The sequence below is a fragment of the Thalassospira sp. genome (assembly GCF_030690045.1).
Taxonomy (GTDB): Bacteria; Pseudomonadota; Alphaproteobacteria; order Rhodospirillales; family Thalassospiraceae; genus Thalassospira.
On record NZ_JAUYHK010000011.1, the window covers coordinates 12,808 to 29,079 of the forward strand.

General features: G+C 56.1%; 17 protein-coding genes. 9 read left to right on the forward strand and 8 right to left on the reverse strand.

Annotated elements, in window-relative coordinates; translation table 11 throughout:
- The first annotated feature begins 84 nt into the window (after positions 1-84).
- Complete coding sequence (locus Q8O73_RS05935; protein ID WP_305556369.1) at positions 85-1,065, forward strand: AraC family transcriptional regulator; 981 nt, start codon at positions 85-87, stop codon at positions 1,063-1,065.
- On the opposite strand, the gene Q8O73_RS05940 is transcribed toward Q8O73_RS05935, so the two are convergent.
- Complete coding sequence (locus Q8O73_RS05940) at positions 1,062-1,811, reverse strand: IclR family transcriptional regulator (protein WP_305556372.1); 750 nt, start codon at positions 1,809-1,811, stop codon at positions 1,062-1,064. The two genes, Q8O73_RS05935 and Q8O73_RS05940, sit on opposite strands and share 4 nt — an antisense overlap.
- Positions 1,812-1,929: 118 nt before the next feature.
- Here Q8O73_RS05940 and Q8O73_RS05945 point away from each other — a divergent pair, with 118 nt between their 5' ends.
- From Q8O73_RS05945 to Q8O73_RS05955, 3 genes are all read left to right on the forward strand, one after another.
- Positions 1,930-3,645 (forward strand): thiamine pyrophosphate-requiring protein, encoded by a 1,716-nt coding sequence (locus Q8O73_RS05945; RefSeq protein WP_305556374.1) that lies wholly within the window; start codon positions 1,930-1,932, stop codon positions 3,643-3,645.
- A 93-nt stretch (positions 3,646-3,738) separates the two neighbouring features.
- A complete protein-coding gene (locus Q8O73_RS05950) occupies positions 3,739-4,182 on the forward strand; it encodes a cupin domain-containing protein (protein ID WP_305556376.1) in 444 nt (147 codons plus the stop codon).
- 127 nt (positions 4,183-4,309) lie between these two features.
- Positions 4,310-6,124 carry an alpha-amylase family glycosyl hydrolase gene (locus Q8O73_RS05955; RefSeq protein WP_305556378.1) on the forward strand — a complete coding sequence of 605 codons (1,815 nt, stop codon included), beginning with the start codon at positions 4,310-4,312 and terminating at the stop codon, positions 6,122-6,124.
- A 7-nt stretch (positions 6,125-6,131) separates the two neighbouring features.
- Here the strand turns inward: Q8O73_RS05955 and Q8O73_RS05960 are convergent, their stop codons facing one another.
- From Q8O73_RS05960 to Q8O73_RS05970, 3 genes are read right to left on the reverse strand one after another with little or no spacing between them, the layout of a single operon-like run.
- On the reverse strand, positions 6,132-6,533 hold the full coding sequence (locus Q8O73_RS05960) for a VOC family protein (RefSeq protein WP_305556381.1): 402 nt from the start codon (positions 6,531-6,533) through the stop codon (positions 6,132-6,134).
- A 33-nt stretch (positions 6,534-6,566) separates the two neighbouring features.
- Positions 6,567-7,802: a glycosyl transferase gene (locus Q8O73_RS05965; RefSeq protein WP_305556384.1), complete on the reverse strand. Its 1,236-nt coding sequence runs from the start codon at positions 7,800-7,802 to the stop codon at positions 6,567-6,569.
- 3 nt (positions 7,803-7,805) lie between these two features.
- Positions 7,806-8,621 carry a mannosyl-3-phosphoglycerate phosphatase gene (locus Q8O73_RS05970; protein WP_305556387.1) on the reverse strand — a complete coding sequence of 272 codons (816 nt, stop codon included), beginning with the start codon at positions 8,619-8,621 and terminating at the stop codon, positions 7,806-7,808.
- Positions 8,622-8,884: 263 nt separating this feature from the next.
- Here Q8O73_RS05970 and Q8O73_RS05975 point away from each other — a divergent pair, with 263 nt between their 5' ends.
- The 4 genes from Q8O73_RS05975 to Q8O73_RS05990 all read left to right on the forward strand — a co-directional run bounded on the left by Q8O73_RS05975 (position 8,885) and on the right by Q8O73_RS05990 (position 12,745).
- Positions 8,885-10,477, forward strand: coding sequence for a glucan biosynthesis protein (locus Q8O73_RS05975; RefSeq protein ID WP_305556389.1), 1,593 nt, complete (start codon positions 8,885-8,887; stop codon positions 10,475-10,477).
- Positions 10,478-10,641: 164 nt separating this feature from the next.
- The gene (gene pobA, locus Q8O73_RS05980; RefSeq protein ID WP_305556391.1) at positions 10,642-11,814 is read left to right on the forward strand and encodes a 4-hydroxybenzoate 3-monooxygenase; all 1,173 of its coding nucleotides are present in this window, start codon (positions 10,642-10,644) and stop codon (positions 11,812-11,814) included.
- Between the two features lie 158 nt (positions 11,815-11,972).
- Positions 11,973-12,263 carry a YqjD family protein gene (locus tag Q8O73_RS05985; RefSeq protein ID WP_305556393.1) on the forward strand — a complete coding sequence of 97 codons (291 nt, stop codon included), beginning with the start codon at positions 11,973-11,975 and terminating at the stop codon, positions 12,261-12,263.
- 11 nt (positions 12,264-12,274) lie between these two features.
- Positions 12,275-12,745 (forward strand): hypothetical protein, encoded by a 471-nt coding sequence (locus Q8O73_RS05990; protein WP_305556395.1) that lies wholly within the window; start codon positions 12,275-12,277, stop codon positions 12,743-12,745.
- Positions 12,746-12,780: 35 nt separating this feature from the next.
- Here Q8O73_RS05990 and hpt read toward each other — a convergent pair whose 3' ends face one another.
- Together hpt and Q8O73_RS06000 are read right to left on the reverse strand one after the other, a co-directional pair.
- Positions 12,781-13,317: a hypoxanthine phosphoribosyltransferase gene (hpt, locus tag Q8O73_RS05995; RefSeq protein ID WP_305556397.1), complete on the reverse strand. Its 537-nt coding sequence runs from the start codon at positions 13,315-13,317 to the stop codon at positions 12,781-12,783.
- Positions 13,318-13,434: 117 nt separating this feature from the next.
- On the reverse strand, positions 13,435-14,097 hold the full coding sequence (locus Q8O73_RS06000) for a glutathione S-transferase (RefSeq protein WP_305556399.1): 663 nt from the start codon (positions 14,095-14,097) through the stop codon (positions 13,435-13,437).
- A gap of 247 nt (positions 14,098-14,344) precedes the next feature.
- On the opposite strand from Q8O73_RS06000, the gene Q8O73_RS06005 reads away from it, so the two are divergent.
- Positions 14,345-14,569, forward strand: coding sequence for a DUF3126 family protein (locus Q8O73_RS06005; RefSeq protein WP_305556402.1), 225 nt, complete (start codon positions 14,345-14,347; stop codon positions 14,567-14,569).
- Positions 14,570-14,645: 76 nt separating this feature from the next.
- Here Q8O73_RS06005 and Q8O73_RS06010 read toward each other — a convergent pair whose 3' ends face one another.
- Both Q8O73_RS06010 and Q8O73_RS06015 read right to left on the reverse strand, forming a co-directional pair.
- Positions 14,646-14,876 (reverse strand): thioredoxin family protein, encoded by a 231-nt coding sequence (locus tag Q8O73_RS06010; RefSeq protein ID WP_305556404.1) that lies wholly within the window; start codon positions 14,874-14,876, stop codon positions 14,646-14,648.
- A 20-nt stretch (positions 14,877-14,896) separates the two neighbouring features.
- Positions 14,897-16,219, reverse strand: coding sequence for a permease (locus Q8O73_RS06015; RefSeq protein ID WP_305556406.1), 1,323 nt, complete (start codon positions 16,217-16,219; stop codon positions 14,897-14,899).
- Between the last annotated feature and the right edge of the window lie 53 nt (positions 16,220-16,272).

Sequence of the window (16,272 nt, forward strand, 5' to 3'; positions counted from 1 at the left end):
TCTCGTCCTTTTGCAATACTGCGATTTTGCATTGCACCCAAAATACAATGGATTTTTCGGACGGAATATGCCATATAATCCAGAATGTTTGATCAATCGTCTGAAAATTCCCATGCTGCTACACCACAACCGCTTTCCAGCGATTTGATGAGCGAGCTTTTGCTGGGGATGCGATTTGACGGGTTGCATTACAACCGCATTCAGATCACGCCGCCCTTTGGTATCCGGTTTGGTGAGGACCCGTCGCGTGCGCAGTTTCATTTTATTGCGCGCGGAACACTTTATTTGCGAACCGGTGATGGCACGGTTTATGCCCTGAAATGTGGGGGCGCGGTGTTGTTGCCGCGTGGCGGTGTGCATTCCCTGCTTTCTGATCCGAAAATGACATGCCTTGATGTCACCGATTTCAATGCCACGGCGCTGTCGCGGCGTGTCGATGATATTCAGGTTTGTGCGCCGGATATGTGCCGCAGTACGGACACCCTGATTTTCAGCGGCTGCATGGAATTCGATCTGGGCAGCATGCATCCGCTGGTATCGATGATGCCCGAAGTAATGCAGGTCGGCACCCTGATCGACCGCAATCCCGAAATCTTGCCGATTTTGGAGGCGATGGCACGTGAAGTCAGCAGTGCCCGCGCCGGTTTTGCCGGAATCCTGAGCCGCCTTGCCGATGTGGTATCGGCCTCTATTGTGCGGGGCTGGGTTGAATGTGGCTGTGGAGATGCCGCAGGCTGGGTCGAGGCACTGCGCGATCCGCGTTTGGGGCGGGTGATTTCGGCGGTGCATCGCGATCCTGGGCGGGACTGGACCGTTGCGAATATGGCAGTGGAAATGGGTAGCTCACGGTCGGTCTTTGCCGAACGGTTTCTGGATGTGACCGGCATGACGCCGCTGCGTTATGTTACCGAATTGCGCATGCGGCTGGCGTCGCAATGGATCGGACGTGATGGCATGTCGATTGATATGGTTGCCGACCGTCTGGGCTATGGCTCACAAGCGGCGTTCAGCCGCGCTTTCAAGCGTGTTACCGGGCGGTCTCCCGGCGCGATGCGGGGCGTTTAAAGCCCGGTCTGGCAAGACTTCGCAGCCTCTTGCAGTCGGGTAAGTAAAGTGGGCCGGTTTTGGGTGATCAGACTGGCGGATGCCCCGAAAACCGACAAAGCCGAAATCATTTTGCCGTTGCGGTTTGTGACCGGGACGGCAAGGGCGTAAATGTCTTTTTCGCGCTCGGCATTATTCACCGCATAGCCATCGCGGCGGATTTGATCAAGTTCCTGACGCAGGGCGGTTGGGCTGGTGATGGTGTTGGCGGTGATCGCCTGTAATCGGGTGCGGTTCAGCCAGGCATCGCGCTGATCTTCCTCCATAAAGGCCAGCCAGAGTTTGCCATGTGCGGTGCAAAAGGCATCCAGCCGTGACCCGATGCGGATATCGACATAAAGGGGCCGGTCGGGCAAGGCCTTGGCGATGCAGACCGCCATGTCGCGTTCAAACACTGTCGCCATGCAGGCTTCGCCCAGATCGCGGGCCAGTTGATCCAGCACCGGTTGCAATGCCGCTGCCAACCCGCCATCGCGCAATGCGCGGTCGCCCAGTTCGGCAAACAGATATCCCAGACGGAACACCCCGCGCGAGACCATGACCAGTGCGCCGATATGTTCAAGCGTATGCAAAAAACGATGCGCGGTGATCATGTTGATCTTCAGGGCGCGGGCGGCCTCGGTCGCGGTCAGTTCGCTGCGGCCTTCTGTAAACAGATCCAGAATTTTGAACGCCTTGACGACGGAACCATTGATCTGGGTGGTCATGGGATGCCTTTCACACAAACAAGGGCAGGCGTGGTGCCTTGACGGTTTCCTGTGACTCATCATAAACTATATTATAAATTAAATTTCAAATATAGAAATATTAAAAAGGAAGCGTTCCATGACAAAAATCACCGGCAATCTGACCCTGACGGCGGGTGGTGCCTTGCTGGCGCGGATGAAGGCAATCGGGGTGGATTATATCTTTGCCAATTCTGGCACCGATTTTCCTCCGGTGATTGAAGGATTGGCCGAGGCGGCGGCAAAGGACATTGCCCTGCCAGAAGCCTTTGTCATGCCGCATGAAAATGCGGCGATGGGTATGGCGCACGGATATTATCTTGCGACCGGGCGGGCGCAGGCGGTGATGGCGCATACCAATGTCGGGCTGGCGAATTGTGCGATTGGCGCGATCAATGCGGCGACCGAACAGGTGCCGGTTCTGCTGTTTTCCGGGCGGACGCCGGTAATGGAAAAGGGGCGTCTGGGGGCGCGGACCGTTCCGATTGGCTGGGGTCAGGAAATGCGCGATCAGGCCGCCCTAGTGCGCGAAGCGACGAAATGGGAATATGAACTGAAATTCCCCGAACAGGTTGGCGAGGTGGTGGACCGTGCCTATGCGATTGCATCATCGGCTCCCAAAGGTCCGGTTTATGTCAGCCTGCCGCGCGAGGTTTTATGCGAAGCCTGTCCGGGCGATCAGGTGGATGCCCCCCTGCGTATGCAGCCGGTGCAGATCGCGCCGCCGCAATCCTTGGTGAAAGACGCGGCCCGCCTGATTGCCGGGGCGCAAAACCCGGTGATTATTGCCCAGCGGGGGACCGGGACGGCGGCGGCATTTGACCGTTTTGCAAGTCTTGTGGATCAATGGGGTATTCCGGTGGTGCAATATTGGGCGATCCAGCTTGCCCTTGGCACCGATCATCCGATGTTTGGCGGCATGGACCCGGCGCCGTGGCTGGTCGATGCCGATGTGGTGGTAGTGGTGGATTGCCTTGCCCCGTGGTCGCCGCAAATTCATCCCCTGCGCGACGATTGCAAGGTGATCCAGATCGGGGCGGACCCGCTTTATACCCGGTTTCCGGGGCGCAATTTTGCCGCCGATCTGTCGCTTGCCGGGGAAACGGGGGATGTGATCATGGCGCTTGCCGATGAATTGGAGACCTTGCGCGCCGGGCATGAGGATGTGTGTGCGACACGGCGCAATAAGGTCGCATCGCGTAATGCCGATACGCGGGCGCGGGCATTGGCCGGGGCGGCGGCGGGCAATGCAGATCCGATGAGCAAGTCGTGGGTGTCTGTGTGCCTGTCCGAAGCAATTCGGGATCGGACGGCGACGGTGTTTTCGGAACTGGGCTGTCCGCTCGAACCGATGACATTATCGGCATATCAAAGCTGGTATCAGGAGCCGCATTCAGGCGGGCTGGGCTGGTCTTTTCCGGCGGCGATGGGGTTTCAACTGGCGGATCGCGACCGGTTGGTGATTGCCACGATGGGGGATGGATCATACATGTTTGCCAATCCGGTGGCCTGCCATCAGATTGCCGAGGCCTTGAAGCTGCCGATCCTGATATTGGTGTTGAACAATAGTGAATGGGGCGCTGTGCGGCAATCGGTCACCGGGATTTATCCGAACGGCTATGCTGCGAAAACCAATTCCATGCCGTTGACCTCGCTGGCTCCCAGCCCGGATTTCACCAAGGTTGCCCAAGCCAGCCGCGCCTGGACGGCAAAGGTGGAAAAGGCCGCCGATCTGCCAGCCATCTTGCATGCGGCGATTGACCATATCGACACCAATCGCACCCATGCGCTGGTGGAAATCACCATCGCAGCATAGGGCCTCATTGATTTTTCACATCGTTCCCCGAAAACCGGTTTAAGGTTGGATCATAAGGGCATGGAACCATTCCAGCCCAAAGGGGGGCGAAACATGAAAATTTGGGCCGCAGCAGTGATCTGCATGGTGATGGCCGGGAGTGCGTGGGCCGAAGGTTCGGGTTCCGGGACTGGCTTGCAGGGGGATTATGACAAAGTTACGCCGTTGCTTGATACCAGCCGCAATATCATTGGCGAAACGCTTGTTTATCCCGATAGCGGGGCGGCGAAAGTCACATCATTGATCGTTACCATGGAGCCGGGCGAGACGACCGGCTGGCACAAACATGGTGTGCCGATTTATGGCTATATCCTGGAAGGGCAGGTGACGATTGATTATGGCGTGCATGGCAAGCGCAGCTATCAGGCCGGAGCCGCCTTTATGGAGGCGATGGATAACTGGCACGATGCCCTGAATGATGGTGACGGGCCGGTCCGTATTCTGGTGGTTTTTATGGGAGCCGAAGGGGCGCAAAACGTTATTCGCAAACCTGAATAACCGACCGATATCACGGGGGTAGAGGGTTGCCCGAATTATGGGCATGAGAGAATCGTTGCTTGCATTGGAGGCAGAAAAATTATTTGATTGAAGGTAATCTGTTGAATTACCTAACGAAGGAGCCAGCATGGATCGGGTCGTCGGGACATCGGGGCGGATTGCCTTCGCCAGTGCCATGCGCAATCTTCTGGCGGATGTTTATCCGCACTATGATCCGGCGGTTCTGGTGCGGCGGGTGTTTGAGGTATTGGATTTGCCGCTGGACGGCGATGGCCCAGAACCGGCGGAGGAAAACCTTCGCAAATGGGATCAGCGCGATGCGTTTCTGATCACCTATGGCGACAGCATTTCACGGGATGGACATCACGGCCTTGCCAGTTTGCGCGATTTTCATGCGCGATGGCTTAAGGACTGGCTGCCGGGTATTCATATTTTGCCGTTTCATCCCTTTACTTCGGATGATGGATTTTCTGTCAGTGATTTCAGTGTTTTGCGGCCCGAGCTTGGCACATGGGACGATGTGACGGAGTTGTCACAGGATGCCACCATCATGGCCGATCTGGTGGCGAACCATATTTCGGCGTCGCATGTCTGGTTCCGGCAATTTCTGGCCGGGGAAGAGCCCGGTGTTGATTATATCAAAACCGCCAGCCCGGATGATGATTTGTCGATGGTGGTACGCCCCCGCAGCCATGATTTGCTGTGCGAGGTGCCGACATCGCAGGGTACCAGACATGTCTGGTGTACTTTCAGTTATGACCAGATCGATCTGGATTACGGCAACCCGGATGTGTTTTTTGAAATTCTGAAGATCGTTCTGGATTATCTGTCGCACGGGGTGCGGGTGATCCGGCTGGATGCCATCGGTTATATCTGGAAACAGGCGGGTACGACATCGATCAATGCTGATCCGGCGCACAAGATCATCAAGGCGTTGCGCCTTGGCGCAACGGCGGTGGCCCCCGATATGCTGTTTATCACCGAAACCAATTTGCCGTTGCTTGAAAACCTGTCCTATTTCGGGCAGCAGGACGAGGCACATCTGATTTATAATTTCAGCCTGCCGCCGGTGATTATTCACGCTTTGCTGAGTGGCAACAGCAAGGCCATTCGCAAATGCATCATGTCAATGCCGCCCGCCCCGGCGGGATGCACCTTTTTCAATTTTACCGCCAGTCATGACGGCATCGGTCTGCGTCCGGCCGAAAGCCTGATTGAAGATTCCGAAATCACCCTGATGATCGACCATGCCCGCAAGATGGGCGGCGAGGTCAGTTATCGCGCCTTGCCCGGTGGCGGGCAGAAACCCTATGAATTGAATGTCACGCTGTTTGCCATGCTGGCCGAAAGTTTTGACGGCGACAGGCAATTCGGGCTGGAGCGGTTTGTGATGAGTCAGGCGATTGCCATGTCGCTGGAAGGGATTCCGGCGGTGTATGTGCAATCCATTTTTGCCAGCGACAATGACACGCAGGGTTACCATGAAACGGGTATTCCGCGCCGCCTGAACCGCAAAATCTGGCAATTGGAAGAGGCCGAGGCCCGGCTTGTTGATGGTGGAACCGGGGAGGCGGCCTATCAGCAGCTTAAAGCCCTGATGTCGATCCGGCAGGGGCAACCGGCCTTTCACCCCAATGCCACGCAATATACCCTTAATCTGGGGCCGCACATGCTAGGCGTTTGGCGGCAAAGCCATTTGAATGATCAAAGCATTTTTTGTGTCTTTAACCTGACGGCATCGCCGCAGGAACTGGACCTGTCGATGATCAATCTGATCATGACCGAGGGATGGCAGGATTTGATTTCAGGGCGGGTGATCGAGGATTATAACGCAGTGATGCCGCTGGCCCCCTATCAGATTGTCTGGATTTCCAACCTTGATGGCCGCAACCGCCCCGCCAGCCGGTTATTGCAGCGCTATCGCGAGGCGATGCCGGTTTGATAACGGTTCAGGGTTTATCCCGATCTGCGTGATAGCGGACAAAGGCGATTTTGTTGCCATCGGGATCCAAAACATAAGCGCCGTAAAAACCGGGGCTGTAGTGCGGTCGCGGCCCCGGTTTTCCGGCGTCGGTCGCCCCGTTTTTCAGTGCCATATTGTAAAGCCGGTCGATGGTGGCGTTATCCTCGATCCGGAAGGCCACCATGACGCCATTGCCCGGCACGGCGTCCTGTTCGTTAAAAGGCAGACAGGTAAAAAACCGGGTGACGTCCGGGTTGTCCTTTTTGCCCCATGACGCAAGCTGTTCATCGCGCCAGCACGGTTCAAGGCCAAGAATTTCCATAATCGGCGTATAAAAGGCGATGGAATTATCCAGATTGCGGGTGCCAACCATCGTATAGGCGATCATTTTATCAGTGCCTTTCTTTTCCGGTGAGAAAGATTATGACACTTTGCCAATTTCCGCATCATTCAAATCATCCTCGACCGCCGAGGACAGATGTTCAAAAATATCGTCCATTGCGCTTTCCACCCGTTGCCAACTGGGGATGAACGGGCTTTCAAGCGGGTTGTCGAGATAATGCTGCCCTGCACTGATGATGACTTCGGACAGGACCTCGACATATTTTTCTTCCTCGTCACGGTTGATTTTCAGGCCGTTAAACAGCGCATCGGCACGGTACTGTTCGATCAGGTCAAGGGCGACGCGATAATAGGTTGCCTTGAGCGTGCGAAAGGTTTCGTGCGAGAAAACCGTGCCCTGGGTAGCCAGTTTGCGAAACAGTGATTTGGCGATGTCGCTGGCCATACGTGACAGGCCGTCATCTTTTTCGGCCGGGTCAAATTCGCGGTGTTTGTGATCGTAAATATCGGCAATATCGACCTGTGCCAGGCGATGAACCGTGTGATTGCGATACATTTCCGAGAGCATGCTGACCTCAAGCCCCCAATCGGACGCCACCCGCAATCCATAAGCAACATCGGTGCGAATGGCGATTTCGCCAGACAGGGAATAACGGAAACAATCAAGATAATTCAGGAAATCGGTCTTGCCGACCACCTGTTTAAGCGCGCGGATCAATGGGGTGACAAACAGGCGACAAACCCGACCTTTGAGAGAGCCATTGGCGACACGGGCGTAAAAACCCTTGGCAAAGGCGAAATTAAAGGCGGGATTGGCAATCGGATACATCAGGCGGGCCGGAAGATCGGGCGTATAGGTGGCGATATCGCAATCATGAATGCCAATCACCGAACTGCGCCCCGATGCCAGCGTATAGCCCAGACAATACCAGACATTGCGGCCCTTGCCCGGTTCATAGCGGGCCAGATCATAATCGGCCAGCCGGTCATGTACGGCACGCAGGCGCGGTCCGTCATTCCACAAAATGCGGACATGTTGGGGTAAATCCTTGAAAAAGTCTCGGGCATGGGCGTATTGCGCAGCATCGGCGCGGTCCAGCCCGACGACAATCTGGTCGATATAGGTCGCTTTTTTCAGGCCTTCGGCAATGGTGGTCATTGCCGGGGTTTCCAGTTCGGAATACAGGCAGGGCAAAATCAGAGTTTGCCTGCGTTGCCGGGCAAAGGCCGTCATTTCATAAGCGAGTTCGTCGGGATCACGGTCCATGATGCTGTGCAGTGTCGTGATCGGGCCACCCTGATGAAAATCGGCCATTGGTTACCTCGCTGTGATGTCTGATATCTGGTGATCAAGAATATGGTGAATCATATGATTCCAGCCTTGCGGGCCGGGATGGGGGGCCAGAAAGGCCGGTTTGCCACCAAGATCAAGGATCGGTGGCATGCCCCGTTTGGGCGGGATTTGCACGGCAATGTCGGCGGCACGCAACATGCTGGCATCATTGGGGGAATCGCCCAGCGCTATCACGGAGACTGGTCCGTCGTTTGCCGTCAGACGGCCTTTATCCTTTAGGTGTGTCAGGACGATTTGCATGGCAAGCGCCTTGTCCGTGGTGCCGCACAGGGTATGAAACCGGCCGCCGCGCACCAGTTGCAGCCCGTGCTGCCGGGCGATGTCGATGGCGGTTTGTATGTGGTATTCCGATGGTTGCCAGATCAAAGGGTCGGAACAATGGCGTTGCCCGGCCAGTGCCGCACTTGTCAGATCAAGGCCGGTGGTCGTGGCAATCTGGTGCGGTGTGCTGGTGCGAAAACCGGCGACGGGGATATCAAGTGCCTGCGATATCGCATTGCGGGCCTGATCAATGGTGGCTGTGGCCGGGCCGGGCTGCATCACGATGTTGCCAAGGGCAATCACCCCGCCATTTTCGCCAATCAGCCCGTCAAACAGGCTGTCGCGGTCATTCAGGGCGTGCAATTCGGCAAGGGTTTTGGAGGAAACTGCAATCAGCGGTATGGCAAGATCGCGCAGCCGCGCAAGGGCGTCACGCGCCGGGGCCCATGAATAATCATCATGATCAAGTAAGGTGCCGTCCAGATCGGTGAAAACGATAAAGGCCGGATGATGGTTCATTAAACCGTGTGGCTTGTTGAGGCAAAAGGCGGGGTCGGACAGGAATGGTAACACAGGGTTTTCCGCAGGGCGACAGGCGATAAGATTAAATTTTAAGCAGGCGTATTTTGGTGGCTTTTTTTCAGACTGATCCGGGGCTGTGAATTCTGTTGCCAGCAGAACGGGTTTGGGTGAAATACCCGTATCTTTGCCATATTCTTGGGGCACAAGCCGCAACAATAACAAATGACGGCTTGTGCGTTTTGACAGGAGTGCCTGCGCCAATGACGACAGATATCAGTCGCCGAAAAGTTCTTGCCATGATGGGAGCGGTTACCGCCGCAGGGTTGCTGCCGGTCGGGTTTCCGGCATGGGCGCAGCAAAAGGCGGGGTTGCCGCTGGGCGGTGCGAAATCTTTTTCGTTCGAGGGACTGATTTCGTGGGCGCGGCATCTGGCGACACAGCCCTATGTTGCCCCGGTGATTGCACCGGAACTGGCCAGTATTCTGTCTGAAATCGATTATGACGCCTTTCAGGATATCCGGTTTGATGTCGAAAAATCCCTGTGGAGGAACAGTGCCGGGGCGGCACCGGTGGCGATGTTTCACCGTCATCAGGGGGCGCGGGAATCTGTCCGGCTGCATATGATCGAAAATGGTGAAGCGCGGGAGGTTTTGTATGACCCGTCCGCCTTTGCCTATCGGGGTGATATCCGTTCTGACGATATCCCGACCGATGCCGGATGGGCCGGGTTTCGGGTGCTTTATGCCGATGATCCTGCGCGGGACTGGCTGGCTTTTATGGGGTCGTCCTATTTCCGGTCGGCCGGGCCGATGAACCAGTATGGCCTGTCGGCGCGTGCGGTGGCGATTGATACGGCCAGGGCAGACCGCCGCGAAGAATTTCCGCGCTTTACCGAATTCTGGCTGGAATCCTTGTCGGGTGGCGGATTGCGCATTTATGCGCTGTTGGATGGGCCAAGTATCAGCGGGGCGGTGCGGATTGAATGCGATGCGCCCAATGATCAGGACATTGTGATGAATGTTTCGGTCCATTTATTCACCAGACAGGCAGTGGCACGGCTGGGTATTGCGCCGCTGACCAGCATGTTCTGGTTTTCCGAAACCAATCGTGATGAAGCGGCAGACTGGCGACCGGAAATTCATGACAGTGACGGGCTGGCATTATGGACCGGATCTGGCGAACGGATCTGGCGGCCTTTGGATAATTCGGGCCATCTTCGCACCAGCAGTTTTGTCGATGACAATCCGCGGGGGTTTGGCCTGATGCAGCGTGACCGGCAATTTGCCAGTTACGAAGATGATGGCGTGTTTTACGAACGCCGCCCCGATCTGTGGATCGAACCGGTGGGGGATTGGGGCACGGGCATGGTGCAACTGGTTGAAATCCCGACCGATGACGAAATTTTTGACAATATTGTCGCCTATTGGACCACGGATCAGGAAATTCCGGCCGGAGAGGAAGTGCAGTATGATTACCGGATGCACTGGATGAAGGCCGGGATGTTCGGCCCTGCTGCGGTGGCCGGTGTGGTGGCAAGCCGTCTTGGTCGTGCCGGGATGCCGGGCAAGGCACGGCCCAAAGAAGGTCTGAAATACGCGATTGATTTTGAAGGTGGCGATCTTGCCCGTTATCAAACCGCCGATGGTGTGGTGAAACCACACATCACGGTGCGCAATGCGGTGGTCGATAATTCCTATGCCTTGCGGGTGGTGGGGACGGATCGTTGGCGGCTGGTGTTTGATGTGTATCCCGACGGGGTTGGGCCGGTCGATATGCGGGCCTTTCTGGCCGCCGGGGACAAGCCGCTGACCGAAACCTGGATATTCCAGCATCGTGAACGTGATCTGGGATAAGGGGAATGGTTATGGACGCATAACCGGTACATTATAAATGTTCGATAAGTGCAATTCTTTTCCCGGTTTGTCCATTCAGGCATCGGGCAGGGTGGCGTATTGTTTTTGGGCTGGAATGGTTCTTGTTCCGGCGATAACCAGAAACGATTTCATGAGGAAACGCCATGCATGTCCCTGTTGCCATTATCGGCAGTGGTCCCGCCGGATTGTTGTTGTCCCATTTGTTGTATGTGCGCGGGATTGAATCGATCATTCTGGAACGCAAGGATCGCGCCTATGTCGAAGGACGCATTCGAGCCGGTGTTCTGGAAATGGGTCTGGTTGGTCTGATGGAAAAAATCGGTGTGGCGGACCGTATGCACCGCGAAGGCATGATCCATGAGGGCATTTATATCAGCATCAATGGCAAGCGCCATCACATCGACCTTAAGGAACTGACCGGTGGCAAAACCGTGATGGTGTATGGCCAGACCGAAGTCACCAAGGATTTGATCGCAGCACGCCTGCGTCAGGGTGGCGAGATCGTTTTCGGGGCCGAGGATGCCAGCCTGCATGATATCAAGAGCAACCGGCCATATGTTCGATATGTTCAAAATGGCAAGGAATGCACATTAAGCTGCGATTACATTGCCGCCTGTGACGGTTTTCACGGGGTTGGGCGGCAGACCATGCCCGAAAATATCCTGAAAACCTTTGAACGGGTTTATCCGTTTGGCTGGCTGGGCATTTTGGCCCATGCAAAGCCGGTGACGGATGAACTGATTTATGCCAGCCATGATCGCGGATTTGCCCTGTGTTCGATGAGGTCCGACCATGTGGTGCGCCATTATGTACAGGTGCCCAGTTCCGACAGGATCGAGGACTGGTCCGATGACCGGTTCTGGAACGAATTGCGCACCCGGTTGGGCGAAGAAGATGCGGCCCTGGTTAATGAGGGTGAAGTGTTTGAAAAAAGCATTGCGCCACTGCGCAGCTTTGTCGCCGAACCGATGCAGCATGGCCGTCTGTTTCTGGCCGGTGACGCCGCCCATATTGTGCCGCCCACCGGGGCCAAGGGCCTGAACCTTGCGGCCAGTGATGTGCATTACCTGTCAGAGGCACTGATTGCGCGGTTTATGGACAATCACGATGAATTGCTGGATCGCTATTCCGATACGGCCTTGGCGCGGGTGTGGAAGGCCGAACGGTTTTCGTGGTGGATGACCTCGATGCTGCATACCTTTGACGATCATGACGCGTTTGATGGCCGCATCCGGCGGGCCGAACTGGATTATATGATGTCGTCACGGGCAGGCAAGACAACCCTGGCGGAGAACTATGTCGGTTTGCCTTACTGATTGGCAGGAATGGGGGGATACGGGCGGGAAATATAACAGTTCAGCACAGGTTTTGACAGACTGCCCGCAAATAAGCACAATCATGAGGGAACACTGATGCGGTCCCTGACGTTATAGGGGTGTCTTTCGTTTGAATGAAAACCGCTTAGGAGGTTTGAATGGCGACCAAAATCGAAACCCCGGAAAATGCCGACAAATTGCGTGCCGATGTTGAAGCCTTGCGCCACGATCTGGCAGAAGTCACCAAAACCTTGAAGGGGATGGCCAACGGGGCCGGTGCGACTGTCGCCCACAATGCCGCCGAACGGGTGCGTGAAGTTTCCGATCAGGCCCGCGAACAGTTTGATCAGGCCCGCGATTATGCGGTGGATCATGTCCGTGAACGTCCGCTGATCACAGTGGCGGCGACCTTTGGTATTGGATTGTTGATCGGCCGGTTGATGAAATGATCGGCCAATTGATGGCTGCGATCACGGAAATGGCGCGTGCAGCAGCGGTGAAAGCCGTTGCTGTTGCTGCCATTTTTTTACTGTTTCTGGTTGGGACAGGCTTTTTGATCGCAGCGGCCTATATGGCGCTGGCGGTGAAATTTGGCGCAGTGGCTGCGGCCCTGACAGTGGGGTTGGTGTTGATGGCGGTAGGGCTTTTGGTGGCGGCGATCTGGTTCGGGCCTTCGGCATCGGCCACCGTTCCGGCACAAAAGCCGAAAGTCAAAGATCTGCGCGAAATTGAAGACCAGATGATCCTTGATTTGCTGATTGATACGGCAACAGCCGGTTATATGACCGGACGCGGCGACAAACCGGCGATGAATGCCAGTCTGACGCGGATCATGGATGATCTGGCGGCGATTGGTGCGCTGGGGCGTGACCGGCGGGCCCGCAAGGCGCAAACACCCGATGATCCAGAAACAAAAACGGCGGATCACTGAACGTATCCGTCGTTTTTCATGAATCTGTGGCCGGATTATTCGCCGTGGAAATGCACCGTACCGATATAGGGCAGGTTGCGATTGTTCTGGGCGTAATCAATGCCATAACCGACGACAAATTCATCGGGAATGTCAAAGCCGCAATAATCGATCTTGATATCGACTTCGCGGCGCGAGGGTTTGTTGAGCAGGGTGCAGATTTCAAGCCGGTTGGGATCGCGGGTTTTCAGCAGGCGGATGACTTCCGACAGGGTATAGCCGGTATCGATGATGTCTTCGACCAGCAACACATCCTTGCCGCGAATTTGCCCGTCCAGATCCTTGACGATCCGCACATTTCGCGAACTTTCGGTCGAATCGCCATAGCTGCTGGCGACCATGAAATCGACTTCGACCGGCACGGTCAGCTTGCGCGCCAGATCGGCGATAAAGACGAAAGAACCGCGCAACAGGCCTACGACGATCAGTTTGTCGGTGTCCTGAAAATTTTCGTTGATCCGGGTGGCGAGCACGTCGATCTGGGTGGCGATCTGCTCGGCAGTAATCAGCGGCTTGACATCATAATCGGCCATTAATCTTTGTCCTGCGGGGTAAAAACGGTTGATTGCGCGTTGCTATCATAGCCGTGCGCCATATGCCAGTGCCGACATGCGCATTGATCGCATTAAGCGCCATCCAATATGCCCCGGTCAGGCCACCGTCAGCAAAACCGGGATGTCGCCGGGATGCCACGGGGCATATTTGGTCAGGGCGCGGCGGAATAAATCGCTGGTTGTCATATCGGTCAGCCAGCGTTGCAGATGGTCAAACGGCACGGCATCAAAGGCGGCCTGATCGGCGCGGGCAAATTGCCGGATAAAGGGGGCAATGGCAAAATCGGCCAATGCGGGCCGTGATCCGAACAAATAGGTGCCGACCGCGAGACGGCCATCCAGACGGTTCAGGAATTTTCCGGCCTCGGCCCGGTGAAAGGCCGGATCGGCATCGTCAAAGCGGGTATGATATTTATAGCGATCCAGATGATATTTGAACGGCCCGTCGATCTGACTGATCAGCAACAGCATATCTTCCAGCGTGCCGCTTTCGGGAGTCAGCCAGCCTTGCGGGTCTTTTTCCGCCAGCGCCCAGACCATGATTTCAAGACTTTCATCAATCACGGCACCCTGGGTCGGAATCAGCACCGGTACGGTGCCCTTGGGCGAGGCTTCGAGCATTGCAGCCGGTTTGTCGCGCAGCAGAATTTCGCGCAATTCGACATCGATATTGGCGGCCAGCAAGGCCATACGCGCCCGCATGGCATAGGGGCAGCGGCGAAAGCTGTAGAGGATCGGGCGGGAGGATGAATTGTGCATATGCCCGATTACCGCGCAGGGCGTTTGAATGCAACTGCAAAGCCTGCCAGACGGGCAAACAGGCTCGACATTTGCCAATGTAAGCCCCATCTTTTGAAAATACGGAAAAATTCCTGCCTTGGGGCTTGATTTTGGGGGATGCTTTGTGAAAGGACAGGGCCAGAGATTTTCGTTAGATTTTTAATAGAGCCTCGACAATGCTTCGATGCTTGGGGCGACCGACCGACGACAGATAAGGATTTCTGATATGACACCGACCGAAATTGCGCGGCTGACCGATTATTTGCGCCGCACCTTTGATAACAGCAAGATTGCCATTGACCCGCCGCGCCAGAAAAACCACCCGATTGAAGTGCGGGTTGGCGACGAATTCATCGGTGTCGTTCATCGGGACGAGGATGAAGGCGAAGTTTCCTATGCGCTGAATATCGTCATTCTGGAAGACGATCTGCCGCCTGTTCCGGCGAAATAAGCCGCACCATATTGCGATAGAGTGCAAACGCCCCGGCTGGTCCGGGGCGTTTGTCATGCGGTTAACAGTGCCGGGTTTATGCCAGCAACTGGCGGATTTCATCGGGTGTGGCGACCTTGCCTTCGACCACGATGTCGTCATTGATCGCCAGTGCCGGGGTGCGCATGATCCCGGCATCAATGATGGCGTTGGTATCGGTGATTTTTTCAAGATCGTAATCAAGGTCAAGCGCCTGGGCGGCGGCTTCGGCATTTTTGGCCAGGGTCTGACATTTCGCGCAACCGCTGCCGTAGATGGTGAATTTCATGGTGGGCTCCTGTTTGGGGGTTACCAGTAATTGCCGTAAAGATAGCCGGTGATGGTCGCCATGCAGATGACAAGTCCGCAATAAACCGCGGTTTTTTCCGTGCCGATGATGGTGCGGATCACCAGCATATTGGGCAGTGACAGGGCCGGGCCGGCCAGCAACAGGGCCAAAGCCGGACCTTTGCCCATGCCCGAACCCAGTAATCCCTCGACAATCGGGACTTCGGTCAGGGTGGAAAAATACATGAAAGCGCCCAGAACCGAGGCAATGACGGTGGAGGTCAGGCTGTTATCGCCAACCGCCGCACTGACCCAGTGCGAGGGGATCAATCCTTCGTGGCCGGGGCGGCCCAGTAACAACCCCGCGACAAACACCCCGATCACCAGCAAGGGCACGATCTGTTTGGTGAAATCCCAGCTTTGATGCGCCCATTCCCGGTCCTGTTCGCGGGCGGTCGCCAGCAGCATCACCCCGATAATCGCCAGAACAAACGCCAGTTCCGGGGTGTCGGGAGCCATAAGGGCGGCAAGGGCGACAAGGGTGGCAATCAAAAGAACCGGGCGCAACGGCCAGTCCCAGAAAATCACCAGCATGGTGGCAAATCCGGCCCCCAGGGCAAGGGTGACTTGCCATTTCCATGCATGGATTGCCATCCAGACCGGGCTGTCTGCCGCCGCCCAGTTGGCAAAAACCAGAATGCCGATCATCAGCAGGAAAAACAGGGCGGTGACGGAAAGCGGTTTTTCCGATCCGTCATCTTCAAACCCGCGGCCTGATCCGCTGGCCGCACGGGCGGCTTCTTCCTTGCGATAGATCAGATGCATGATCAGGCCAATGATCACGGCAAAGCCAATGGCGCCAACGGCCCGCGCAATGCCGAGTTCCGCGCCGAGAATTTTGGCGGTGACAACAATCGCCATGATGTTGATCGCCGGGCCGGAATATAAAAAGGCAATGGCGGCCCCCAATCCGGCCCCGCGTTTGTAAATGCCGCCAAACAACGGCAAGACCGTGCAGGAACACACCGCCAGCAAGGTGCCGGAAACCGCCGCAACGCCCAGTGCCACCGGTTTGGAGGCGGCGGGGCCGAGATGGCGCATCACCGAGCCCTGACTGATATAAACCGCCATTGCACCGGCAATCAGAAAGGCCGGAAGCAAACACAAAATCACATGTTCGCGGGCATACCAGTTGGTCAGATAGACGGCCTCCAACACCGCATTGTCAAACCGCGCGGTGCCTGCCGGGATAAAATAAATCACCAGAAAGACGGCGACGATCAGCAACATCAGATGGGCCTGACGGGGGTTTTGCCGGTAAAGATCGCGCAGGATTTGAGACATGTCTGCTCCTTGCGGGGGGCAAAACAGCCCCCCGCGATTGCCAGACGGTCACT

What these genes read in the sequence shown, in the direction of transcription:
- Q8O73_RS05935 (WP_305556369.1), top strand. Translation starts at nt 85, where the DNA reads ATGTTTGATCAATCGTCTGAAAATTCCCATGCTGCTACACCACAACCG.
- Q8O73_RS05940 (WP_305556372.1), bottom strand. Translation starts at nt 1,811, where the DNA reads ATGACCACCCAGATCAATGGTTCCGTCGTCAAGGCGTTCAAAATTCTG.
- Q8O73_RS05945 (WP_305556374.1), top strand. Translation starts at nt 1,930, where the DNA reads ATGACAAAAATCACCGGCAATCTGACCCTGACGGCGGGTGGTGCCTTG.
- Q8O73_RS05950 (WP_305556376.1), top strand. Translation starts at nt 3,739, where the DNA reads ATGAAAATTTGGGCCGCAGCAGTGATCTGCATGGTGATGGCCGGGAGT.
- Q8O73_RS05955 (WP_305556378.1), top strand. Translation starts at nt 4,310, where the DNA reads ATGGATCGGGTCGTCGGGACATCGGGGCGGATTGCCTTCGCCAGTGCC.
- Q8O73_RS05960 (WP_305556381.1), bottom strand. Translation starts at nt 6,533, where the DNA reads ATGATCGCCTATACGATGGTTGGCACCCGCAATCTGGATAATTCCATC.
- Q8O73_RS05965 (WP_305556384.1), bottom strand. Translation starts at nt 7,802, where the DNA reads ATGGCCGATTTTCATCAGGGTGGCCCGATCACGACACTGCACAGCATC.
- Q8O73_RS05970 (WP_305556387.1), bottom strand. Translation starts at nt 8,621, where the DNA reads ATGAACCATCATCCGGCCTTTATCGTTTTCACCGATCTGGACGGCACC.
- Q8O73_RS05975 (WP_305556389.1), top strand. Translation starts at nt 8,885, where the DNA reads ATGACGACAGATATCAGTCGCCGAAAAGTTCTTGCCATGATGGGAGCG.
- pobA (WP_305556391.1), top strand. Translation starts at nt 10,642, where the DNA reads ATGCATGTCCCTGTTGCCATTATCGGCAGTGGTCCCGCCGGATTGTTG.
- Q8O73_RS05985 (WP_305556393.1), top strand. Translation starts at nt 11,973, where the DNA reads ATGGCGACCAAAATCGAAACCCCGGAAAATGCCGACAAATTGCGTGCC.
- Q8O73_RS05990 (WP_305556395.1), top strand. Translation starts at nt 12,275, where the DNA reads ATGGCTGCGATCACGGAAATGGCGCGTGCAGCAGCGGTGAAAGCCGTT.
- hpt (WP_305556397.1), bottom strand. Translation starts at nt 13,317, where the DNA reads ATGGCCGATTATGATGTCAAGCCGCTGATTACTGCCGAGCAGATCGCC.
- Q8O73_RS06000 (WP_305556399.1), bottom strand. Translation starts at nt 14,097, where the DNA reads ATGCACAATTCATCCTCCCGCCCGATCCTCTACAGCTTTCGCCGCTGC.
- Q8O73_RS06005 (WP_305556402.1), top strand. Translation starts at nt 14,345, where the DNA reads ATGACACCGACCGAAATTGCGCGGCTGACCGATTATTTGCGCCGCACC.
- Q8O73_RS06010 (WP_305556404.1), bottom strand. Translation starts at nt 14,876, where the DNA reads ATGAAATTCACCATCTACGGCAGCGGTTGCGCGAAATGTCAGACCCTG.
- Q8O73_RS06015 (WP_305556406.1), bottom strand. Translation starts at nt 16,219, where the DNA reads ATGTCTCAAATCCTGCGCGATCTTTACCGGCAAAACCCCCGTCAGGCC.